General features: G+C 56.5%; 21 protein-coding genes and 1 other RNA gene. 14 read left to right on the top strand and 8 right to left on the bottom strand.

From position 1 onward, the window contains the following. Positions 1-40: 40 nt before the first annotated feature. Together potE and STH12_RS16250 are read left to right on the top strand one after the other, a co-directional pair. On the top strand, positions 41-1,357 hold the full coding sequence (potE, locus tag STH12_RS16245) for a putrescine-ornithine antiporter (RefSeq protein ID WP_126168512.1): 1,317 nt from the start codon (positions 41-43) through the stop codon (positions 1,355-1,357). Between the two features lie 63 nt (positions 1,358-1,420). After that, on the top strand, positions 1,421-2,575 hold the full coding sequence (locus tag STH12_RS16250) for a porin (RefSeq protein ID WP_126168513.1): 1,155 nt from the start codon (positions 1,421-1,423) through the stop codon (positions 2,573-2,575). A gap of 164 nt (positions 2,576-2,739) precedes the next feature. Here the strand turns inward: STH12_RS16250 and STH12_RS16255 are convergent, their stop codons facing one another. Beyond that, positions 2,740-4,155 (bottom strand): homospermidine synthase, encoded by a 1,416-nt coding sequence (locus tag STH12_RS16255; protein WP_126168514.1) that lies wholly within the window; start codon positions 4,153-4,155, stop codon positions 2,740-2,742. A 103-nt stretch (positions 4,156-4,258) separates the two neighbouring features. Next, on the bottom strand, positions 4,259-4,723 hold the full coding sequence (locus STH12_RS16260; RefSeq protein WP_126168515.1) for a methyltransferase family protein: 465 nt from the start codon (positions 4,721-4,723) through the stop codon (positions 4,259-4,261). A 95-nt stretch (positions 4,724-4,818) separates the two neighbouring features. Between STH12_RS16260 and STH12_RS16265 the strand changes: the two genes are divergently transcribed. The 6 genes from STH12_RS16265 to STH12_RS16290 all read left to right on the top strand — a co-directional run bounded on the left by STH12_RS16265 (position 4,819) and on the right by STH12_RS16290 (position 8,789). After that, on the top strand, positions 4,819-5,430 hold the full coding sequence (locus STH12_RS16265; protein WP_126168516.1) for a GNAT family N-acetyltransferase: 612 nt from the start codon (positions 4,819-4,821) through the stop codon (positions 5,428-5,430). 150 nt (positions 5,431-5,580) lie between these two features. Beyond that, positions 5,581-5,976, top strand: a complete 396-nt coding sequence (locus STH12_RS16270) for a BlaI/MecI/CopY family transcriptional regulator (protein ID WP_126168517.1) — start codon at positions 5,581-5,583, stop codon at positions 5,974-5,976. Beyond that, complete coding sequence (locus STH12_RS16275) at positions 5,969-7,180, top strand: M56 family metallopeptidase (protein ID WP_126168518.1); 1,212 nt, start codon at positions 5,969-5,971, stop codon at positions 7,178-7,180. The genes STH12_RS16270 and STH12_RS16275 overlap by 8 nt, the downstream gene beginning before the upstream one ends. A gap of 214 nt (positions 7,181-7,394) precedes the next feature. After that, on the top strand, positions 7,395-7,982 hold the full coding sequence (locus STH12_RS16280; protein ID WP_126168519.1) for a peptide-methionine (S)-S-oxide reductase: 588 nt from the start codon (positions 7,395-7,397) through the stop codon (positions 7,980-7,982). Between the two features lie 49 nt (positions 7,983-8,031). Beyond that, entirely contained in the window at positions 8,032-8,457 is a 426-nt protein-coding gene (locus STH12_RS16285; RefSeq protein WP_126168520.1) for a hypothetical protein, read from the top strand. A 29-nt stretch (positions 8,458-8,486) separates the two neighbouring features. Further along, a complete protein-coding gene (locus STH12_RS16290) occupies positions 8,487-8,789 on the top strand; it encodes a hypothetical protein (RefSeq protein WP_126168521.1) in 303 nt (100 codons plus the stop codon). A 152-nt stretch (positions 8,790-8,941) separates the two neighbouring features. Here the strand turns inward: STH12_RS16290 and STH12_RS16295 are convergent, their stop codons facing one another. Then, complete coding sequence (locus tag STH12_RS16295) at positions 8,942-9,613, bottom strand: FMN-dependent NADH-azoreductase (protein ID WP_126168522.1); 672 nt, start codon at positions 9,611-9,613, stop codon at positions 8,942-8,944. 110 nt (positions 9,614-9,723) lie between these two features. Between STH12_RS16295 and STH12_RS16300 the strand changes: the two genes are divergently transcribed. Beyond that, entirely contained in the window at positions 9,724-10,587 is an 864-nt protein-coding gene (locus STH12_RS16300; protein ID WP_126168523.1) for a LysR family transcriptional regulator, read from the top strand. A 107-nt stretch (positions 10,588-10,694) separates the two neighbouring features. On the opposite strand, the gene STH12_RS16305 is transcribed toward STH12_RS16300, so the two are convergent. Continuing rightward, a complete protein-coding gene (locus STH12_RS16305; RefSeq protein WP_126168524.1) occupies positions 10,695-11,132 on the bottom strand; it encodes a helix-turn-helix domain-containing protein in 438 nt (145 codons plus the stop codon). A gap of 75 nt (positions 11,133-11,207) precedes the next feature. On the opposite strand from STH12_RS16305, the gene STH12_RS16310 reads away from it, so the two are divergent. Next, positions 11,208-11,699, top strand: a complete 492-nt coding sequence (locus tag STH12_RS16310; RefSeq protein ID WP_126168525.1) for a DUF2938 domain-containing protein — start codon at positions 11,208-11,210, stop codon at positions 11,697-11,699. Positions 11,700-11,795: 96 nt separating this feature from the next. Here the strand turns inward: STH12_RS16310 and STH12_RS16315 are convergent, their stop codons facing one another. Next, a complete protein-coding gene (locus STH12_RS16315) occupies positions 11,796-14,168 on the bottom strand; it encodes a YgiQ family radical SAM protein (protein WP_126168526.1) in 2,373 nt (790 codons plus the stop codon). A 145-nt stretch (positions 14,169-14,313) separates the two neighbouring features. After that, positions 14,314-14,718 carry an MAPEG family protein gene (locus STH12_RS16320; protein ID WP_126168527.1) on the bottom strand — a complete coding sequence of 135 codons (405 nt, stop codon included), beginning with the start codon at positions 14,716-14,718 and terminating at the stop codon, positions 14,314-14,316. A 134-nt stretch (positions 14,719-14,852) separates the two neighbouring features. Between STH12_RS16320 and STH12_RS16325 the strand changes: the two genes are divergently transcribed. The 4 genes from STH12_RS16325 (at position 14,853) to STH12_RS16340 (ending at position 20,390) form a co-directional block, all read left to right on the top strand. Beyond that, positions 14,853-16,073, top strand: coding sequence for a threonine/serine exporter family protein (locus STH12_RS16325; protein WP_126168528.1), 1,221 nt, complete (start codon positions 14,853-14,855; stop codon positions 16,071-16,073). Between the two features lie 142 nt (positions 16,074-16,215). Further along, positions 16,216-17,862, top strand: a complete 1,647-nt coding sequence (locus STH12_RS16330; RefSeq protein WP_126168529.1) for a BamA/TamA family outer membrane protein — start codon at positions 16,216-16,218, stop codon at positions 17,860-17,862. Positions 17,863-17,937: 75 nt separating this feature from the next. Next, the gene (locus STH12_RS16335; RefSeq protein WP_164551230.1) at positions 17,938-18,777 is read left to right on the top strand and encodes a substrate-binding periplasmic protein; all 840 of its coding nucleotides are present in this window, start codon (positions 17,938-17,940) and stop codon (positions 18,775-18,777) included. Positions 18,778-18,896: 119 nt separating this feature from the next. Next, positions 18,897-20,390, top strand: a complete 1,494-nt coding sequence (locus tag STH12_RS16340) for an EAL domain-containing protein (RefSeq protein ID WP_164551231.1) — start codon at positions 18,897-18,899, stop codon at positions 20,388-20,390. Positions 20,391-20,440: 50 nt separating this feature from the next. On the opposite strand, the gene rnpB is transcribed toward STH12_RS16340, so the two are convergent. Together rnpB and rsmI are read right to left on the bottom strand one after the other, a co-directional pair. Further along, positions 20,441-20,798, bottom strand: an RNA gene (gene rnpB / locus STH12_RS16345) — RNase P RNA component class A. 65 nt (positions 20,799-20,863) lie between these two features. Further along, positions 20,864-21,709 carry a 16S rRNA (cytidine(1402)-2'-O)-methyltransferase gene (gene rsmI / locus STH12_RS16350; RefSeq protein WP_126168532.1) on the bottom strand — a complete coding sequence of 282 codons (846 nt, stop codon included), beginning with the start codon at positions 21,707-21,709 and terminating at the stop codon, positions 20,864-20,866. Positions 21,710-21,734 lie beyond the last annotated feature (25 nt).

Below are 21,734 nucleotides of genomic sequence, written 5' to 3' on the forward strand. Positions count from 1 at the left end.
GACGCCGCCCCTTAAAACCAAAACGAATCGAGACACTATTATGAGTAAATCAAACAACAAGATAGGCGTGGTTCAACTCACCATTCTCACCATAGTTAACATGATGGGCTCGGGCATCATCATGCTGCCGACCCAACTGGCACAGGTTGGCACCATTTCGGTACTCTCATGGCTGGTCACGGCCGCGGGCTCCACGGCGCTGGCCTTTGCCTTCGCCAAATGCGGTATGTTCAGTAAAAAATCCGGTGGCATGGGCGGCTACGCCGAATACGCCTTCGGCCGCAGCGGCAACTTTATGGCCAACTACACCTATGCGGTATCGCTGCTGATCGCCAACGTGGCCATTGCCATCTCGGCGGTGGGCTACGGCGCCGTGCTGTTTGGCGTGGAGTTAAGCCCCATCGCCACCTGTCTGGCCACCATTGGCGTGCTGTGGCTCGCCACAGTCGCCAACTTCGGCGGCGCCCGCATCACGGGTCAGGTGTCCAGCATCACTGTGTGGGGCATCATCCTGCCGGTGATTGGCGTGTCCATCATAGGTTGGTACTGGTTCGACTTTGACCTCTACAAGTCAGCCTGGAACCCACACAATCTGCCATTCTTTGAAGCGCTGGGCGGCTCCATCGCCATGACCCTGTGGGCTTTCCTGGGGCTGGAATCGGCCTGTGCCAACTCAGAAGCGGTTGAAAATCCAGAGAAGAACGTGCCTATCGCGGTAATGGGCGGCACCCTGGGCGCAGCGCTGATTTACATCGTCTCCACCAACGTGATTGCCGGTATTGTGCCAAACGGCGAGCTGGCGCTGTCGAACGCGCCTTTCGGTCTGGCCTTTGCCCAGATGTTTAACCCCACCATTGGTGCCATCGTCATGGCCTGCGCCATCATCAGCTGCACCGGCTCGCTGCTGGGCTGGCAGTTCACCATAGCTCAGGTGTTCAAGGCCTCTGCCGACGAAGGCTTCTTCCCCAAAATCTTCTCCAAAGTCACCAAGGCCGAAGCACCTGTGCTGGGCATGCTGACGATTGTTTCAATCCAGTCGGTGCTGAGTCTGATGACCATCAGCCCCTCGCTGAACAAGCAGTTTGAAGCCCTGGTGAACCTGGCGGTGGTAACCAACATCATCCCTTACATCCTGTCGATGGCCGCCCTTGGCGTAATGCAAAAGCAGATGAACATTCCGGTCAGCAAGGCCCGTGTCGCCAACTGCATGGCGGTAATGGGGGCGCTCTACAGCTTCTACGCCCTGTACAGCTCAGGTGAAACCGCCGTGATGCTGGGCTCCATTGCCACCTTCTTCGGCTGGACCCTGTACGGCGTTATCTCCAAGAAAAACGAACTGCGCCTGCAACAGGCCTGAACACAACACAAATAAGGCCTCGCCACAGAGCGGGGCCACGACAAGCATTTCAAAGGTGGAATCATGAAAAAATCATACCTGGCACTGCTGCTGCCACTGCTGGTTGGCGCCAGCTCAGCTAACGCCATGGAGCTGTACAACGACAACAAGAACAGCCTCGGCCTCACCGGCTGGCTCGGCTTCAACGCCCTTTACGATGGCGACGAAACAGCGGTGAACGACAACCTGTCGCAGCTGCGCTTTACCTTCGAGCGCGAAGAGCGCAACGGCTGGCGCGCCTACGCGGTGACCGAATGGGGCGTGAATATCGTCTCCGGCAACGAAGATCTGGTGATGCAGGGCGGCAAACTGAGCGCCGAAAAGAGCGGCGACTTCCTCAATAACCGTCTGGGCTATGTGGGCCTGTCACACGACAAATACGGCAGCCTGACCTTCGGCAAGCAGTGGGGCGCTTACTATGATGTGGCCGGCACCACCGACCTGCCGAACGTGTTTGCCGGTTACAGCGTGGGCGCCTACGGCTTTGGCGATGGCGGCCTGACCGGCACCGGCCGTGCCGACAGCGCCTTCCAGTACCGCAACAGCTTTGGCCCCCTCAGCGTTGCGCTGCAGTATGCCGCCAAAAACAACGGTGATATCAGCGTTACCGACAGCGACGGCAATCAGATTGACGATGCCAAGCTGAGTTTCGACAACAGCTACGGCGCCTCTATCACCTGGGCGGTGACCGATAAATTCAGCCTGCTGGCGGGCATGAACCGTGGCGACATTACCGGCCACATTGGCAACAGCCAAATCGATGAAGCCAATCAAATCATCGGCATAGGCGCCATGTACGGCAGCTATTACCACTATGCCGACGAGCGCAAAGCCGACGGTCTCTATGTGGGCTTCAATGCCCACAAGAGTGAGAATAACGAGCAGGTAAACGGCGATTTGTACGATGCCACCGGCGCCGAGCTGATGCTGGCCTGGCAGGCAGACAATGGCTTTGTGCCCATGGCGGTGCTGAGCTATCTGGATCTGGATACCGACCAGAGCACACCCATCAGCGGCAACTGGACCCGCCGCTTCGCCATGGTGGGGCTGCACTACCGCTACAGCCTGGATACAGTGATGTTTTTCGAAGCCAAACTCGACTTCTCCGATATGGACGACAAGTCGCTCGAAGCGCTGGAAGACAACCAATTTGCGGTGGGCATTAACTACTTCTTCTGATCCTCAGGAAGCTGCGTGACACACACGCCTTGATGACCGCCAATCCCGGGACGCATTCGCCATGATGCCCCGGGCTATCGGCGCCGCCCTCACTTCCACCGGCGCCGCGGGTTTGGTCATAACCTCTCCGCCACGGCCCCTTGCCGTGGCGTTTTTTGCTTTCTCTACACCCGCACGTTTTTAAACTGCCAGGCGTAGTCGTCATCCACATCTTCCGGGAACAGCTCGCCACGCTCATACAGCGGAGTCCAGTCGGTGTATTCCCCCACCACGGGTCCAAGATAAGGCCCCATGATCTCGAGGTTGCGGCGATAATCCATCTCGTCCGACTCCACCACCCCGGCATTGGGGTTTTCCAGCGCCCAGACGATACCCGCCAGCGCTGCCGAGGTAACCTGCAGACTGGTGGCGCCATTGAAGGGCACCAGCGCCCGCGCCTCGTCGATAGACAGCTGCGAGCCGTACCAGTAAGCATTCTTCTTATGGCCCGCCAGCAGCACGCCCAGCTCATCGATACCGCTGACAATCTCGTCCCGCATCAGCCGCTGCCGTGATTGCATCTGGAAATTTTTGCCATTGAACTCATGCAGCGACATCACAGCATCGTCGCAGGGGTGATAGGCGTAATGGCAGGTAGGGCGATACACCAGCTTGCCATCCTGCTTGAGGGTAAAGAAGTCGGCGATGGAGATGGCTTCGTTGTGGGTGATCAAAAAGCCGTGGAAATGGCCGTAGTTGGGGGTCCAGGTACGCACCTTTACCGTGGCGCCTGGGCGCTTCAAGTAAATGGCCGCGCCGCAGCCCTCCTCGTGGCGACCGCCATCCCGGGGGAAGTGTTTCTCGTGGGTGCCCCAGCCAAGTTCGGCGGGCTGAGCACCTTCACTGACAAAACCGTCGCAGGACCAGGTATTCACAAACTCATCCATGGCCTTGGCCTGATTGGCCACCTGGGTGTCACGCTCTGCGATATGAATCACTTCGATGTTGAGGTCGTGGGCGAGTCTGGCCCATTCATCGCGGCTCTTGGGCTCAATATGGGTACCTAAAATGTCCTGTTGCAGGTTCATCAGCGCCTGCTTCACCAGATGGGACACCATGCCAGGGTTGGCACCTTGAGCCACCACGGCGGTGGGGCCGCCGCGATACTTGTCTTTCAGTGCCAACACCCGCTCCCGCAGGGCATAGTTCGAGCGCGCCGCAAACGACTTGCTGGGGTCGGTATAGCCGCCGGCCCAGGGCTCGATGCAGGTATCTATGTAACGGGCGCCACGGGCCTGACAAAACTCAATCAGCGCGATGGATGACACATCCACCGACAGATTCACCAAAAAGTCATCCTTGCCCACCAGCGGCGTCAGCTCGCTCTGGTAGTTTTTGCGGGTCAGGGGCAATTCGATAAAACGAATGCCGAGCTTGTCGGCTTCTTCGCGGCCACGGTCGTCGGCGGTGATAATACTGATGTTTTTGGGGGAGATATCTATGTGGCGCAGGATAAGCGGCAACAGGCCCTGACCTATGCTGCCGAAGCCGACAATCAGAATGCGGCCGGGGGCTTTGACGTACTTGGTTGGCTCTATCATATCGATGGGAAACCTCCTTCAAGCTCTGCCCCAATAGCCGGGGCAATCGCGTGTTCATTCAAAAATGAACCCAATGCTGCCGAGCAGCAATTCACCCAGGCGGCTATAACCAGCGCCTGACCCGGGCCTTATAGTCGATAAATGCCGCACCAAAACGCGCCTCCACCATGGCCTCTTCGGCGGGAATACGCTGGGCATTCATCAGCACAAAAAAGCACAGCGGAGACAGCAACACCACCGCTCGGCCCAGTAAACACACCTCGGCCACCAGCAGCAATAACATGCCAAGATACATGGGGTTACGGGTGAAGCTATACAGACCATGGGTCACCAGCGCATCCGGCGACTTGGTTGGGTCTACTGTGGTGCCAACCCGCCGAAAGAGTCCTGCCGCAGCTAACAAAAGCAGGGTACCCGCCATCCCCAGCGTCACGCCAACAAGCAGCAACAATCGATTTGCACTAAGCCAGGGCTCGCCATCCAACAGGCTGAATAACGCGATTGCCGCCAAGCCGAGCATTAAAAACAGTGGGTATCGGGTCAGCGCGGCCAGCCAATGATTGACCATCCAGGCTCCTTATGGGTTTGGCGAAGGTGTTACCCGAGTGTAACATCGAGAGAATTAATAGATGCTTGAATTTTACCCGCCACCGGAACCCTGCCATGTCAAACCCGCCAGACTCACTCACCCAGCGCCGCAGCCAGTGCCTCAGCCAGCACCACAGTAAAGCCGCTGAATTCGATGCAAAAAATTGCGCTGTACGGCTGATTCGGGAGGACGATGCCAGCGCGGTGGCAGACTACTTTAGCCGCAATCAGGCCCACTTCTCGCCCTGGGAGCCACTGCGGGCTGCGGATTATCACAGCGCTGCCGAGTGGCAAGCACGCATCAAAGCCTCGCTTATTGAGACCAGCAATTGCAGCTATCTGGTGCTGGCCGACCCGGCGCATATTTGGGGCATAGCAACCCTCAGCAATCAGGTGCGCGGCCCGTTCCAGGCCTGTTATTTGGGCTACGGTATTGACCAGTCACTGCAGGGAAAGGGATTTGCCACGAGGTTGTGTGAAGCCGCCCTCGCCTATGCCTTCGAAGAGCTGAAACTACACAGGGTAATGGCCAACTACATGCCATCCAACCACAGGTCCGCCGCCCTGCTAAAGCGGCTTGGGTTCGAAAAAGAAGGCCTGGCCCGCGCCTACCTTCAAATCAAAGGCCAATGGGAAGACCATGTATTAACGGCAAAAATCGCGCAGGAGCCTTCAGCTAAGACCTGAACCCAAGGCGCATTTAGCCGGGCCAGGCATTGGTTTTTTATCAACTGGCCAACACGCCAAAATCCACAGCCCAAAAATTATGCTTGCCATAACGATTACAATTGTAATAGGTTTAATATTACATCTGTAATCAAAAGTGCAGGCATGGCCATGACTCAACCCGAATTAAAAGACATCAGCCCCACCGAACTGGAAGTGCTTAAGGTGCTGTGGCAGCAGGCGCCTCTTAGCGCCAACGACATAGTCGAGGCACTTAACCAAAGCGGCGAATGGCATGAAAAAACCGTTAAAACCTTGATAAACCGGCTGGTGAATAAGGGCGCACTGGGGTTTGAAAAAGACGGCCGCGCCTATCTTTACTTCCCAAAACTTGCGGAGCATTCCTACCAGCGTAAAGAGAGCCAGAGCTTTATCGAGCGGGTATTTGGCGGCAAGTTGGCGCCACTGGTGGCAGGCTTTGCCGGCAGCAATAAGCTAACCCAAGAGGACGTTGCCGAGCTTAAGCAGCTTATCGACGCCTGGGAGAAGGAGCAGAAGCATGATTGAGCTCATTCTCAGGCTCACGCCGCCACTCACGCTGCTGCTGGCAGTGCTGCTTTTACTGCGCCCCTGGGTGCTTGAGCGCTTCGGTGCCCGCTTCCAATACGGCCTGTGGCTGTGTGTTCCGGTACTGCTGCTGGCGCTGCTTATCCCTTTGGCAAGCCCCGTCAGTAACAGCGCCATGGAGACCTATCGAGTGACTCTGGGCGAGCTTTCCCAGGGCGCCAGCAACATCGATTGGCTGAGCGCGGCTTATATCACGGGCCTCACGATTGCACTCGCGGTCATCGGCTTAAGCTTATTGCGCCTCACCAAGCTCATCAGACTCGCCAAACCTGCCGCTGACACCACGAGCACAGGCGCGCGCTTGCTGACCTCCAGCGAAACCGAGGGCCCCTTTGTGTTTGGCGTTTTTCGCCCCACTGTGGTGCTGCCCGAAGGCTTTGAATCCACTTTCAGCATTAAAGATCAGCAGCTTATTCTTGCCCACGAGCTAAGCCATTGGCGCCGGGGCGACTTGCATTGCAACTTACTGGCATTGGCGCTCTTGTGCCTGTGCTGGTTTAACCCCCTGTGCCTGCTGGCGTATCGCCGCTTCAGGCAGGATCAGGAAATGGCCTGCGACGCCGATGTCACCATCGAACTCAGCCAGGCCGACCGCATTGCCTATGGCCGCGCGCTAATTGGTAATGCCGCCACGGTAGCCCGGAGTTGGCAGCCGCTTTCTCACCACTATGGAGATAAACACACCATGAAACAAAGACTCATCCAGCTCAAACACAGCAAGGGTTTCAGCGCCGCATCACTGCTGACACCACTGGCACTGGTAGCCGCTCTCGGGATTTGGGCACAGGCTCCAGCCATGGCTGGCGATAGCAAAGATCTCAGCAAACCTGTGGTACGCATTGAGCCCAAGTACCCCATTAACGCCGCCAAACAGGGTATCGAAGGCTATGTGCAGGCAAGGTTCGATATCGATGCCAAAGGCACAGTATCCAATGTGGTGATTTTTAAATCTGAACCCGAAGGCGTGTTTGATAAGGTTTCAATCGATGCGCTGAATCAATGGCAATACGAGCCCAAGGCTAGCAAAGGGGTTGAGGTACAACTCGACTACAGGCTGGCGCCACCTGCGCCCATCAGTCAAACACCAGCCGACGATGAGCGCGAGCGCATCGCGGTGCTGCCACACAATGAAGAAAAACACTGATATCACAGCCCTAAGCAACACCCCTGATTTTCCGGCAATTGTCCAAACTGCCGGTTAAGCAGGCAAGCTGCAAGTCCACAAGCGGGCCGGCCCTTGTGGTATTGCCAAAATACCTTCACCCCTGTTGCTCACCATGGTGGCCATGGTCATAGAAGCGAGCACCCGAAAGCCAAAGTACGCTTTACGGGTCTTTTGAATAAGCCATGGGGGATCTATGCCACAAAAGACCATCTGCAACTCAACGCACGCTGCAAACCCAAATAAACCGACTGCTGATGTTGCTGCAACTCAGCCGGGCTGCGCCTTTGCCCTACTCACTCTGGGCGGTGGCTGCCACTGGTGCACAGAGGCAGTGTTTCAAAGCCTGAGCGGGGTAATCAAGGTCGAACAGGGCTTTGCACGCTCAGCGCCGCCCTATGACAGCTGGTCAGAGGCGGTACGGGTGAGTTTTGATCCCGAAAAGATAAGCGAAGAGCAGCTGGTACGGGTGCACCTGCATACCCATGCGGCCACCAAGGCACACAGCATGCGCGGTAAATATCGCTCGGCGCTGTACTTTCGCAATCATAATCTCAACCAAAACCACAATCAGCAGCAACGGCTGACTGAGATTTTAACTGTGCTTGGCAACGAATTCCCTGAGCCTCTTATCACTCAAATTTTGCCCCTCGAAGGCTTTAAAACCTCGCCGGCCGAGTACCAGAACTACTATCAAACCGACCCCGATCGCCCCTTCTGCCAGCTGTACATAGCCCCCAAGCTTGAAAAGGTTCAGCGGCTATTGGAGGATGACAAGCCGTAATTTGACCACAAGGGGCTGCCATGGAATACGCACAGAAAAATGGACGCGGGTGTGCCTGTATTCGCTGCTTGGATTGCTGCTGATTATGGGCCAGTGGTTGTGGTTCAATCCATTTATCGAGGACTTCGCCAATCGCCCCCACTGCTATCAGTTTGCCGGCCTGAATGGTGCCGACTATTTCTGGCAGCTCATCCTGGTGGGTATTCCGGTACTGGTGCTTGTCCCAATGCTGTTCACTCTGGTGCCGATGGCCATTAGGGAACAGGTGCAAGGCCGCTTTCCCTCCGAGGGCGAGAAAGTATATAAACCCACATTGGTGGTCCGTGGCACCAAAGCCTATGTGAAACCTGTACTCTACCTGACCATAACGGTTGCCTGCGTCCTCTTGATCTGGTGGGGGCATCAGCAAGCCGCTATCATGCCTGCGTTGGACAGCGATAAGCTGGCCCCCGCACTGTGTCAGTCAGACACGTAATCAATTCAGATTGGTTTAGGAGAAACCTGATGTCCTGGATTTGCAAACATTGCCACACCAAGGTGGAAGACGACGCCTTTGAAATCTGCTGGCAGTGCAATACTCCCCGAGACGGCGAAGCGCCTGCTCCAAAAGCTGTGCTCGCATGTTTGCGCTGCCATACTCCCCTGCGTTTTGTCGGAAGCAAAGACTTTCATGAAGGCAGCCGTTGGGGCGTGCTGGGTGAACTGGGAGAGCTTTTCGTCAGCAAAGAAGCCCTCGACATGTATGCCTGCCAAAGCTGCGGCAAGGTGGAATTTTTTCTCACCGGCTATCAGGGCGAAGACGCCTAATCTCAGGTAGCTGATGTCAGACAGAGCCGGATTCGCCACCTTGAATGCATTATCCACTCCATAAGAGAGCAGGCTGGGTGAGCAAGCACTCTGTGGTTTGTCCACCCGACCTGTCCTGGTCCTAACGTTTGCCCGGCAGAGCATACATCCAACTACACCGCCAGTGGCGATGCCAAATCGGCGGCGAGCCCCTTAGCCTTGTCGAGCGCTTCGGCAACTGACTTCTGATGCCGCTCGTCGCCAAACTCCTGATATTCGGCGGCAATATGGAAAAACCGGCTGGCGCCGAGGTAGCGACTTAGCAGCTTAATGTGGGCGCCGAGATGGTCTTTGTGGGCCTGAGCACCGCCGGGCTCAAAGCCGGATTCGCCGCAGGAGCTCAGCAGCACCAGGGTTTTACCGCTAAAAATCGGCTCTATCGGGCAATCGCCACGGGCTAAATCGAAGGAAAAGGTTTTATTGATACGTATGACCTGATCAAACCAGGCCTTCAGCGCCGCTGGCATACCGTAGTTATACATGGGCGCCGAAATCACTATCAAATCCGCTGAAGCTACCTCATCTATCAGTTCGTCAGAAAGCGCCAACACCTTCGCCTCTTCATCGCTAAGTTCGGTCTTCTTAAAACAGGCTGCAATCCAATCTACGCTGATAAAATCTGGTAGCGTCATTGCCAGGTCGCGCTGAATGTACTGGGCGTTTGGCTGCTGCGCCCGATAGCTTTTTACAAAGCAATCAGCCAATTTTCGGGAGATGGATTGATGCTGTGACTTTTCAGGGTCAAAGCTGCGGGCGCTGGAGTCGATTTGTAATAGTGTGGGCATGGGCATTCCTTGGTGCAATTAAGACCATGGCATTTTTGCAAGCACCGCCTTGACGGACAAACGAGAAAACGCACACTATAACTTAGCTTACCTCATCTATATTACTCGCCATGTTTTCACAGTTACCCTCGCTGAATAACCTCAAAGCCTTTGCGGCAGCGGCCCATTTCAACAGTTTTAAAGTCGCTGCCGAGGCACTTAACGTCACGCCAACCGCCATTTCTCATCAAATAAAGCATCTGGAGCAGTTTTTGAATGTTCGCCTGTTCGAGCGGCAGGTGCGCCAGGTGGTGTTAACAGCCGAAGGTGAAAAACTGGCAGCGACCACGGAGCGGATGTTCAGTGAACTCAGTAATACCCTGACAGAGCTGACCAAGCCTGCCACGCAAATCACAGTGTCCTGCTGCACCTCATTCGCCACCCTGTGGCTGGCACCGAGGCTTGCAGATTTTCAGCAGCGCTATCCAGACATCGACGTACAAATCCTTGCTAGCGACAGCCTGCAAGACTTCAGCGAAGCCACGCAGCTGGATATCGCCCTGCGCTACGGTAAAGGGGTGAATGAGGGGGAAATCTTGCTCGCGACCGAGACCCAAAGCTGCTACCAACTGAGCACCAACCTTCAGCCATCGGGCAAACTGTTTGTGACCCACTGGCGGGAGAGCAGCGCCCTTGGCAATCTGCCATGGCAGCAGCACCTTGACGGATTAGGCTTTACTATCAACAGTTTCGAGCAGGAGCAGTACACCCTGCAAGCGGTGCTGGCGGGGCAAGGAATGGCGCTTATCAGCAATGTGCTCGCCGAGTCCGTGGTCAAACAAGGGTGGCTTGCAAAGCAAAGTCACATGCCGGAATTTGCAGGTTACAACTATTGTCTGAGGCTAAATCCCAAGCGTGAGCACAACCATAGGGTGCGCGCCTTCGCCCATTGGTTGCAGCAAGAGTTTGCCACTTTAAATGCTCACACAGAATAAAAATAGCAATAAATACAGCAATTTATCATACAAGATGCTTAACTGACCTGCGTTTTTGCTTTGGAAGGCTCGCCCTGGTTTACCGCTTTAAAGCAGGCCCCAGGAGTTTAGCGCGTAGGAGTTTTGTGCCTGGAGGCCGAACCCGAGTGACGCTGCTTTTTGTCAGCTTTCGCGGCATGCTGCATCAGACGCTGGAAGTTCGGGCATTCGAGGTAACTCGGAGCACTGCACTGAGCGGCGTGCCTCAGGCCATCGCGCATGGCGCGAAGCTGCTTGATCCGATCATCCAGCTCATCGGCCTTTTCCACCAGCTTGGCTTTGTCTATTTGCGGATTGCCATCGCGGCCGAGCATGCCGGCAATCTCATCCAGCGAAAACCCCGCCGACTGCCCCAACGCAATCAGGGCCAGTCGCTCCAAAATTCCGGGCGGAAACACCCGTTTCAGACCATCGCGGCCGATGGAGCGGATAAGGCCTTTTTCCTCATAATATCTGAGCCTTGAAGCCGCAACGCCCGACTGTTTCGCTACCTGTGAAATGTCCATCACATCCTCCTTGACCTCAAGTTGACTTGAAGTTGTACCCTGCAACCTGCTTAACCACAAGGACGGAACACAAGAATGCTACTTTTGCTGCAAATACTGATAATTGGCGTGGGGGCAACCCTGATAATGGATCTCTGGGCAATGCTCAGACTCAGGCTGTTTGGGGTGCCTTCGCTGAACTATGCCATGGTTGGCCGCTGGCTGCTGTGGATGCCCAAAGGGCGCTTTACTCATAGTCCGATAACGGCAGCCGCACCGCAGCAGGGCGAGGCCCTGGCAGGCTGGCTCGCCCATTACGCCATCGGCATCGCTTTTGCCGGACTGCTGCTGCCATTTGCCGGTGCCACCTGGTTTACTGAGCCCACCTTAGCCCCGGCAATCGCCCTCGGGCTTGTTACAGTGGCAGCGCCGTTTTTGTTACTGCAACCGGCGATGGGTATGGGCATTGCGGCCTCACGGGCGCCCAAGCCATGGCATGCCCGCGTGCACAGCCTGCTCACCCACGCCGTGTTTGGTTTAGGCCTGTACCTCAGTGCTCTTATCATCAAGCCGCTTGCGCTGCTTTAACGGCAAATATCGAGTTGATTGGCGGGTCGCTGAAAACAAAAACGCCGCATTGTGCGGCGTTTTTTATGACTCAAGCTTCATTTTTATGATTCAAGCTTATTTGCTCGGCCTGCGGCTTTGCCCTTGTCCGGCAGGCTTTGGCTTGCCGAATATAGGTTTGGCGCCGGGGCGTGGATTGCTGCCTTTGCCTTTATTCGGGCTACTTTTATTCGGGCCACTTTTAGCAGGAGCCGGGCCTGCACCGCCTTTACCCTGAGGCTTGGCTTTAGTGGCGCCTGAGGCTTTTTCGGCCGGGCCTTTGCGGTCGTCAAACTGGTTGCCACTGAAGCGGGTAAAGGCTTTTTGCCCCTTACCAGCCTTGTCGTTGCGGGCTTTTCCGTTTTGACCCTTGGCGGCCCACTGTTCGGCGCGGCCTTCCGGCGGCACCAGATGCTGGGTGCCTGTGCCAATCAGGTGCTCTTTGCCCATGGCAATCAGAGCTTCGCGGATAAGCGGCCAGCCAGCGCTGTCGTGATAACGCAGCAGTGCCTTGTGCAGGCGACGCTGACGGCCCTTTTTCGGTACCGGTACTTCTTCACTGCTGTGTTTGATGTTTTTCAGCGAGTTCAGCTCGGTATGGTAGATGGTGGTGGCATTGGCCATCGGCGATGGATAGAAGTTCTGCACCTGATCCAGCTTGAACTTGTGCTCCTTAAGCCACAGCGCCAGGTTCACCATGTCTTCATCTGTGGTGCCCGGATGGGCCGAGATGAAGTAAGGAATAAGAAACTGCTCCTTGCCCGCCTCTTTGGAGAACTTGTCAAACAGCTCTTTGAACTTGTCGTAGGTGCCCATGCCGGGCTTCATCATCTTCGACAGCGGCCCTTCTTCGGTATGCTCAGGGGCAATCTTCAGGTAACCACCCACATGGTACTTGGCCAGTTCTTTCACATAGCGTGGATCTTCAATGGCCAGATCGTAACGTACGCCTGAGGCAATCAGCACCTTCTTAATGCCGGGCACATCACGGGCGGCGCGGTACAAATCGATGGTGTGCTGATGATCTGTGTCCAGATGGCCGCAGATGCTGGGGAATACACACGATAGACGACGACAGGTCTTTTCGGCCTTTTCGCTCTTACAGCCCAAACGATACATGTTGGCGGTGGGGCCGCCGAGGTCGGAAATCACCCCGGTAAAGCCCGGCACCTTGGCCTGAATATCTTTGATTTCGCGGACAATAGATTCTTTTGAACGACTCTGGATGATCCGGCCTTCGTGCTCCGTAATAGAGCAGAAGGAACAGCCACCAAAGCAGCCACGCATGATGTTGATCGAGGTCTTAATCATGTCGTAGGCAGGAATTTTTTCCTTGCCGTACACAGGGTGTGGCACCCGCTTGTAAGGCAGGTCAAACACCGCATCCATCTCTTCGGTGGACAATGGCCATGCCGGTGGATTGACCCACACACCACGATCGCCATGGGGTTGGAACAGCGCGCGGGCACAACCGGGGTTTTGCTCCTGGTGCAAAATACGCGAGGCGTGGGCGTACAGGTATCTGTCTTCGCTCACCCGCTCGAAAGCCGGCAGCAGCACATAGGTTTGCTCCCATGGGCGAGGCTTGGGTGGCTGAATGCTGATGGGCTTGGCCACGGTCACGCCATCGGGCGCGGTTTCGTCGTTAAACACCTTGGTATCGCTGGGGCCAGACAGGTTCTGACAGCCCACATCATCGGCGCCATAAGGGTTGGGGATAGGGTCGATTTTATGCAGCTGGTCGATTTTGCGCGAATCCATGCCGCGCCAGCCAGGCATAGGGGTTTTGCTGATAACCGCGGTGCCGCGCACATCAGTAAGTTCGCTGGCACTTTCGCCGCGGGCCAGACGATGGGCGATTTCCACCAAGGGCCGCTCGGCGTTGCCGTACACCAGGACGTCGGCCTTGGCGTCGAAAATCACGCTGCGGCGCACTTTATCGGACCAATAATCGTAGTGGGCGATGCGGCGCAGGCTGGCCTCGATACCGCCAATCACCACAGGCACCTCTTTAAAGGCTTCTTTGCAGCGCTGGGTATACACGGTCACGGCCCGGTCGGGGCGTTTGCCGCCGATATTGCCGGGGGTGTAGGCGTCGTCGTGGCGCAGTTTGCGGTCAGCCGTGTAACGGTTGATCATCGAATCCATGTTGCCCGCGGTTACCCCAAAAAACAGATTGGGGCGGCCAAGCTTCATAAAGTCGTCTTTGCTGGACCAGTCGGGCTGGGAAATAATGCCGACCCGATAGCCCTGCGCTTCCAGCATGCGGCCAATCACCGCCATGCCGAAGCTTGGGTGATCCACATAGGCATCGCCGGTCACAATGATGATGTCACAGCTGTCCCAGCCCAGTTTGTCCATTTCGGCACGGGACATAGGCAAAAAAGGAGCGGTGCCGTAACACTCGGCCCAATACTTTGGATAGTTGAAAAGGCTGGCTTCAACGCGCATGACAAAACCCGACGATGCTAATCACAACAGACACCGCCCGCTGGCGATGCATTTCAAGGGCGCGGAGTATAACAGGACTCCGCCCTTAAGTGTGACCAAAAAACCACCAAAACCCGAGTTTTTTTGTCAACTGTTGTTGGGGGCATTATTGGGGCGCGCCGAGCACCCAAAGGCCCAGATTAATTACCGCAGCGGCGCAGATCAGCAGCCAGGTGATCAGGGTGCCGTAAAAGCGTCCCGGATGGTAACCGCCGCGCCCGTGACTGAGTCCAATGCCATGCAGCACCCGGGCCACCAGCCAGGCCGCGCCCATTACGTGCAGATACAGAGCACTCAGGCCATTCATTTCGGCGCAGGCCAACAGCAGCAGGAACATGGGGGCATATTCAAGAAAATTGCCGTGAACCCGCATGGCGATTTCCAGCGCCTTGTTGTCTGCAGAGCCCAGGCCGATTTTTTCCCGTTTGCGAATACGTACGACTCCCCAGGCGTAAACCAACATCAACAGGGCCGAAAGACTGACATACAAGGCTGTTACCGAAAGCGGCATAAAATTCTCCAGGTGGCAATATTGTTTGCATCGCCATTAAATCCCGTTAACCCTTTGGCTGCAACTTAGGGTATTATTCGCGCGCCTGAGCATGGGGTACAGGCTGGCACATTGACAAGGCGAGTGAACCGCGCGTGGACAACGCAGAATTTATTGAAAAACGTCGCTTTATTATTAAGTTAGGTAAGGCACTGCATAAGTTTGGTACTCCGGCATATCGGCTGGAAGGCCACCTGCAGAACGTTTCCCGCATGCTGGGCATTGAGGGCTACTTCCTGATTTCGCCCACCTCGATGACCTTTGTGCTGCAGCACGACGCCGATCAGGAATACAACCACGTTGCCCGGGTAAAGCCAGGCGACCTGGATTTGGGCTCACTGGCCCGCACCGACGAACTGGTGGATGAGCTTATCAGCGGCAAACGCACGCTGCAGGAAGCCATGGACCGCCTCGAAGAAATCATCAACAAACCCAATCCCTACGGCCCGCTGCTGACCCTGCTGGCGTTTGGCTCATCGGCCGCCGCCTTTGCGATGCTGATGGGCAGCGGCTGGAACGATGTGTTCTGGTCAGGCATGCTGGGGCTGATTGTGTATGGTCTGGTGCATCGCGCCGAGCGCTCCAAGCGGATGGCCGAAATGCTCGAACCACTTTCCGCCATTGTTTGCGCCCTTGCCGCCACCGGCATCAGCCAGTTCGATCCGGGTATCAATATTCCGGTGGTTATCCTTTCGGGCATCATCATCTTTATTCCCGGCCTTGCCCTCACCCTGGGGCTGGCAGAGCTTGCCGCGCGGGATCTGATGTCCGGCACCATGCGCATCATGGATGCGGTGATGCTGCTGTTTAAACTCTATTTCGGTGCCATTCTGGGCATGGTGGTAGGTAAGGCACTGTTTGGTGAGGCGATTTATGTTGAGCCCCAGCCCGTGCCCAAGCTGGCGGTGTGGTCTGCGGTACCGATACTGTCGATGGCGCTGGTGATTATCTTCAAGGCACGCATGAAAGATGCGCCCTGGGGGGTACTGGCCGGTATTGTCGCCTTCTTCTCGGCCATGGCCGGAGGTATCTACCTGGGTGACAGTATAGGTATCTTTATCGGCGCCTTCGCCGTGGGTATCTACTCAAACCTGTTTGCCCGCTGGATGAAGGCGCCGGCCTCGATTGCCCTGCTGCAAGGCATAGTTATTCTGGTTCCAGGCAGCAAAACCTACATAGGTCTGAACGTACTTATCTCGGGCGAAACCATGCTTAATCAGGCCCATATCGGTTCACAGATATTCCTGATTTTCATGTCGCTGATTGCCGGATTGATCTTCGCCAACGTGGCCGTTCCGCCGCGCAGAACCCTCTGATTTTAAGGGGCTGGCAGTCGAAAGTACCAGCCCCTTATTTCACTTAAGCTTAAGTAACAATTTAAGTTTTTTTCAAAGCAGCCTTGACTATCCCCCGGCTTACGGTGTTAATGAAATGTAGAGACCTACGGCTGCAAAGGGGATGGCAATGGCAACAAAACTCCGACTCAACGGCGCTTTGATGTTGGCTCTGCCCCTTGCCTGTGGCGCGGTGGCCGAGACAGCGCCGGAAGCCGAAACCGCAGCCCCCGCAGTCAACCCCAGCAATGTGGGCAACATAGTCGTTATCAGCCATCCCATTTTCGATGAATCCGATCCAGACGCCTTTTTTATCCATCGCTGGGCCAACTTCCTGCACATCAACACCCGCGAATCCACGGTAAAAAGCCTGCTGAGCTTTAAAGAGGCCGATGCCGTGACCCAAAAAGATCTGGATGAAGCCCAGCGACTGCTGCGGGCCGAACCCTATCTTCGCGACGCCACCATCAAGTTTGCCGAGCAGGATCCGGACGCCGACGAGGCCAATGGTCACAAAGATGTGGTGGTGGAAACCTGGGATAACTGGTCACTGCTGCCCACGGTCAGCCTGGGGCGCAGCGGCGGCGACACCAAGTACTCCTTCGGTATCAAAGAAGACAACCTGCTGGGCACGGGCATTCGTACCAGGCTGAAATATCAGGCAAATCAAGATAGAACCGGCTATAAGGTCGCCTTTGATATGCCGCTGACCATAGTGCCCCACGGCACCCTGGCGGCCGATTTTTACGACAACAGCGACGGCCAGGCGGCACATGTGTATTTTGAGCGCCCCTTCTACACCCTCGATGGCAAACTGATGTACTCCGCCGAGGCGCTCAACGACACCCGCATCGACACCCTGCGCCAAAACGGCATTGAAGTGAACGAGTTTGAGCACAGCGTCGATTACATCAACCTCAGATACGGCTGGCTGGCCAGCAAAGACAATGGCCACCTGAGCCGCTGGATTGTGGGCATTACCGAAGATAAGCACAGCTTCGAGAAAACCGATGTGTACCCAGATGCCGACCTGCCGCAGGACCGCGACTTCCTCTATCCCTGGGTGGGCTGGCAGTACATTCAGGACGATTATCGGGTGCTGCGTAATGTGCATCTGATTAATTACAACGAAGACTTTAACCTCGGCTGGCAGCACTATTTCACCCTGGGGCTGGAGACCAACGACACCCGCGGCGACATGCCCGGCTACCATGTGGGCATTCAGTCCTCCCGCGGTTTTGGCACGGAAGACAGCTTGCTGCTGTTGTCGCTGAAAGGGCGCGGTACCTTCAACACCAGCCAGAAGGACAACTACCAACTGCAAGGTGTTGCCGAATACTTCTATCAAATCAATCCCAAGTGGACCGCCTACGGCAAAGCCGTGCTGGGCACCTCCAACAACACCTACGTGGACACCACCCTGGCGCTGGGGGATGAAACCGGGCTTAGGGGCTATCCCAACGACTATCAGCATGGTGACCATCAGTGGCTGCTGAGTGCCGAAATCCGCAACTACCCCAACATCAACCTGTATCAACTGGCCGAATTGGGTTGGGCAGCCTTTATCGACGTGGGTAATGCCTTCGGCGGCCCCGAGGCCGAACTGAACGAAGTATCCGGCCCCATTGGTGCCATCGGCATCGGCGCCCGGATTTACTCGTCCCGCTCCAGCTACGGCAACGTCGCCCACATCGATTTGACCATGCCGTTCCAAAGCGGCGAGCACGTCGACAGCTGGGAGTGGCGCTTCCTGGTGAAAAACCGCTTCTGATCCCCTCGGGCTAGCCCTGGCGCTGAACTACACTTAACAGCAGGAACGCCAGGCTAACCCAATTGGATGCTGCCCATGTTGCGAGTGCCAAGCCCAAAGCTGCTGCCAAGATCCCGGCTGTGGATGTCGCTGGTGCTGCTCGCCTTGCTGACTGCCGCCCTACTGCCCAGCGCCGTGCTCAGCGCGCCGCTGCGTATCGGCTTCCATGAATTTGCTCCCTTCAGTTACAACGACAACGGCCAGCCCACAGGCGCGCTGATTGAGCTCACCCGGGTGGTGTGCAATGCCCTGCCGGAGGGCTGTGAACTGCGGCTGGTGCCTACCCCCCGCGCCAAACAGCTGCTGGCCAGTGGTGAAGTCGACGCGCTGTTTCTGGGCTGGAACGAGGAGCGGGCGCAACACATGTTGTTTTCGCTGCCGTTATTGGAAACCGAATACGGCTTCTACAGCCGCCCACCCTTCGCTCCCCAGGCTCTTACGGCACTCGCTGAGCACAAGGTAGGGGTGTTTGTCCCCTCCAATACTCACTTTGAACTGGTCAAACTGAACCAAGGTCTAAAAACACAGCACGGCCAGGGATTTCAGATTGTAGAGTTCCCTCAGGGAAATGAACTGCCGCTGCGGATGCTGCAAAAGGGGCGTTTTCATGCGTATTTCGTTAATCGGGACGTGGGCGCCTGGTATGCCGCCAAAGAGGGTATCGGGCCGCTGAACTTCCTGCCGGCGGTGTCTGGGGTTCAGTATTGTCTGGCCTTTGAGCCCAAGCCCGGTCAGCGGGAACGGGTGGCCCGCTTTAACCGCCTGATTGTCAAACTCATGGCCCAGGGCGCCTTTGATACCATCCTGAGCCAGTGGCAGATGTCGCCAACTTCCGTCTCTTTTCCACCCGATCCCAGCTGGAACATGCCCTTCTGATACAAAAGGTAACCGGCCCGGTTGCTGTCACTGGCTATAATGCCCGCCCTCAGTGCATTTTTTAGACGTTTTACCTTATGCAGACAACAAACCGTGCAACCCAATGGCGGGCACCGACATTGTGGTTTCTCAGCTGCGCGCTGATGGCCTTTGGGCTCAGTGCCTGGTTTGCTGTGCAGGAAGCAAAGCAAGACGTTCGGGTGTTGGCGGAATTTGCCAACAAACGCCTGACCGGTCTCATCCATGTGGCGCAGGATATCAACCAACGCATGTTAAGCAGCAGCGACGAAGATGAGTGTCGCAGGCTGGCGCAGCTGGCCGCCTTCAGGGAATATTTTCGTGGCAGTCTGCTGCTCAAGGGCGACACCTTTTATTGCTCGTCCAAGTTTGGCCAGATAGCCGAGCCTAAAGAAAGCATTCTGCCGCTGTGGGATCTGAGCGACGGTGCCGTGTTTGCCGTGCCCGGCACCCCGGCCTTGCCCGACAGTCCGGCGATTGTGGTGGTTGCCAGGGACGCCGGACGTGACTTCACCGTGGTGTCGGTGCTGGATGCCCAGCTGATGCTGGACGGTTTTCAAACCCCGCTTGAGCTGCCCATAGCCCGCATTCGTCTGTTCGATAACCAGCTGACAAGCCTCACACCCGGGCTGGAAGTGTATCACTCGGCCTACGCCGGAATACGACTGCTGCTGGAGTCCAATCCCGAATACGCCAAAAACAACTTCTGGCATTATCTGGTCCTGATGCTGCCTGTGTGTTTATTGCTGGCCTTTGGCGGTTGGCAGTGGTGGCGTAAATACCGTTTACGCCGCGGCTCCATGGTGGACGACATACAGCGCGGACTGACGGCAGGTGAGTTTTATCTGGCCTATCAGCCGGTATTGAAGACCTGTGGTCAGGTGGCTGGTACCGAAGCGCTGCTGCGCTGGCGCCACCCTGAGCTGGGTGCCGTCAGGCCGGACATTTTCATCCCCCTCGCCGAAGAGCACGGCTTGATGCCAGCGCTCACCGAGCGGGTGTTCAGCCTGGCCATGGCAGATTTTGCCGATCTGCACTTTCCCGAGGGGTTCAAACTTGGCTTCAATCTGTCGGCGGCCCAGCTAGCCCTGGGCGGTGGCAGCAACTTCGCCGAACTGCAACGCAGCTTATCGACCGCTGGGGTACAAACCCTGCTGGAGATCACCGAGCGCACCCTGATAGCCCCGGACATTGCCGGGCAGATCGAAGGCTTTCGCCGCCAGGGCGTGTTGATTGCCATCGACGATTTCGGCACCGGCCAAACATCGCTGGCACTGCTGCAAACCCTGCCGCTGGATTATCTGAAAATCGACAAGTGCTTTGTAGACACCATTGGCCGCGACGATATGAGCACCCATGTGCTCGACAGCATCATTGCCTTGTCGCACAAGCTGGAATACCTGATTGTGGCCGAAGGGGTGGAAACCCAGGCGCAGGCCGAGTACCTGAGCACCGCGGGCGTGCATTTTTTGCAGGGCTTTTTGTTTGCGCGCCCTATGCCGATAACCGAGCTGTTACCCTGGCTGAGTGCGCACCAGCTGCAGCTTGAAAATCCGCAGCAAACGGCAACCGCAGCAGACATTCAGCCCGCCTGAGCAAATGACAGACAGCAAAAAGGCCGCCCTGAGGCGGCCTTTTTGGCAAATTGGTGAGCCGACCTGTAAGCCGGGTTCTGTTCTCCCCGAAAGGAGTGGCAGCCATTCCTCTAGGCCTGCAATCGCTCGCAGGCTCAAGCAATCTACCCGGTTCCAACGCGAGCCACGCCATAAGGAACCCTATTTGATCTTGCTCCGGGTGGAGTTTACCTTGCCACGAACTGTTGCCAGCCGCGCGGTGCGCTCTTACCGCACCGTTTCACCCTTACCGGCCCGAAGGCAGGCGGTCTGTTCTCTGTTGCACTTGTCGTCGGCTTACGCCGCCCAGACGTTATCTGGCACCCTGCTCTATGGAGCCCGGACTTTCCTCCCCGTTCTTTCGAACGCAGCGACTGCCCAGTCGGCTCGGCGCGGATTATAGCCCAATGACCTGAGCCGACCAAGGGCTTTCGCCAATAAAGGTCAAACCCGGCTTACAGCCCTGCTGCCAGACCCGCCTTATAGAGGGCGTTTTTCTTCAGGTCGTGGATTTGCGCCGCAATGGCCGCGGCCTTTTTCAGTGGCAGCTCGGCCGCCAACAGGCCTAAGGTTTCCATCGCCTTGGCGGGAATGGCTTCTTCGTCTTCTTCGGCCACAAAACCGTGGCACATCAGCACCATTTCACCCTTCTGTTGATTGCTGTCGGCCTGAACCGCCGCGAGCACCTCAGCGGTGGTACCGCTGATAAAGGTTTCGAAGGTTTTGCTGAGTTCGCGGGCCATCACCATGGGTCTGTCGGCACCGAAGACCGCCACCAGAGATTCGAGCGTTTGCAAAATACGGTGGGGAGACTCGTAAAAAATCAGGGTGCGCGGATCTTCCCGCAGCGCAGTGAGTTTATCGGTGCGGCCCTTATCTTTGGCGGGCAGGAAGCCTTCGAACGAGAAACGGTCCGACGGCAGCCCCGAGGCACTCAGCGCCGTGATGGCTGCGCAGGGGCCCGGCAGTGGCACCACCTTAAAGCCTGCTTCACGCACCTGGGACACCAGATGATAACCAGGGTCTGAAATCAGCGGCGTACCGGCATCGCTCACCAGCGCCACAGCTTCACCCGCAGCCAACTTCTCAATAATCCATTGGGCACGGGCGCGCTCGTTATGGTCATGCACCGAGGTGGTGCGGGTGTTGATGCCAAAATGGCTGAATAATTTCCCGGAGTGACGGGTGTCTTCGCAGGCAATCAAACTCACCGACTGGAGGATTTCAACGGCCCTCGGGCTCATGTCCCCCAGGTTACCTATGGGGGTCGGAACGATATAAAGCGCTGGGGGCAGGGACATAATTACCTCTGGAGTATGATGGCCA

This window comes from Shewanella khirikhana, from assembly GCF_003957745.1.
In the GTDB taxonomy this organism is placed as follows: domain Bacteria; phylum Pseudomonadota; class Gammaproteobacteria; order Enterobacterales; family Shewanellaceae; genus Shewanella; species Shewanella khirikhana.

Bases quoted from the DNA above. Each gene is read 5' to 3' on its own strand.
- potE (WP_126168512.1), top strand. From the start codon at position 41: ATGAGTAAATCAAACAACAAGATAGGCGTGGTTCAACTCACCATTCTC.
- STH12_RS16250 (WP_126168513.1), top strand. From the start codon at position 1,421: ATGAAAAAATCATACCTGGCACTGCTGCTGCCACTGCTGGTTGGCGCC.
- STH12_RS16255 (WP_126168514.1), bottom strand. From the start codon at position 4,155: ATGATAGAGCCAACCAAGTACGTCAAAGCCCCCGGCCGCATTCTGATT.
- STH12_RS16260 (WP_126168515.1), bottom strand. From the start codon at position 4,723: ATGGTCAATCATTGGCTGGCCGCGCTGACCCGATACCCACTGTTTTTA.
- STH12_RS16265 (WP_126168516.1), top strand. From the start codon at position 4,819: ATGTCAAACCCGCCAGACTCACTCACCCAGCGCCGCAGCCAGTGCCTC.
- STH12_RS16270 (WP_126168517.1), top strand. From the start codon at position 5,581: ATGACTCAACCCGAATTAAAAGACATCAGCCCCACCGAACTGGAAGTG.
- STH12_RS16275 (WP_126168518.1), top strand. From the start codon at position 5,969: ATGATTGAGCTCATTCTCAGGCTCACGCCGCCACTCACGCTGCTGCTG.
- STH12_RS16280 (WP_126168519.1), top strand. From the start codon at position 7,395: ATGCCACAAAAGACCATCTGCAACTCAACGCACGCTGCAAACCCAAAT.
- STH12_RS16290 (WP_126168521.1), top strand. From the start codon at position 8,487: ATGTCCTGGATTTGCAAACATTGCCACACCAAGGTGGAAGACGACGCC.
- STH12_RS16295 (WP_126168522.1), bottom strand. From the start codon at position 9,613: ATGCCCACACTATTACAAATCGACTCCAGCGCCCGCAGCTTTGACCCT.
- STH12_RS16300 (WP_126168523.1), top strand. From the start codon at position 9,724: ATGTTTTCACAGTTACCCTCGCTGAATAACCTCAAAGCCTTTGCGGCA.
- STH12_RS16305 (WP_126168524.1), bottom strand. From the start codon at position 11,132: ATGGACATTTCACAGGTAGCGAAACAGTCGGGCGTTGCGGCTTCAAGG.
- STH12_RS16310 (WP_126168525.1), top strand. From the start codon at position 11,208: ATGCTACTTTTGCTGCAAATACTGATAATTGGCGTGGGGGCAACCCTG.
- STH12_RS16315 (WP_126168526.1), bottom strand. From the start codon at position 14,168: ATGCGCGTTGAAGCCAGCCTTTTCAACTATCCAAAGTATTGGGCCGAG.
- STH12_RS16320 (WP_126168527.1), bottom strand. From the start codon at position 14,718: ATGCCGCTTTCGGTAACAGCCTTGTATGTCAGTCTTTCGGCCCTGTTG.
- STH12_RS16330 (WP_126168529.1), top strand. From the start codon at position 16,216: ATGGCAATGGCAACAAAACTCCGACTCAACGGCGCTTTGATGTTGGCT.
- STH12_RS16335 (WP_164551230.1), top strand. From the start codon at position 17,938: ATGTTGCGAGTGCCAAGCCCAAAGCTGCTGCCAAGATCCCGGCTGTGG.
- rsmI (WP_126168532.1), bottom strand. From the start codon at position 21,709: ATGTCCCTGCCCCCAGCGCTTTATATCGTTCCGACCCCCATAGGTAAC.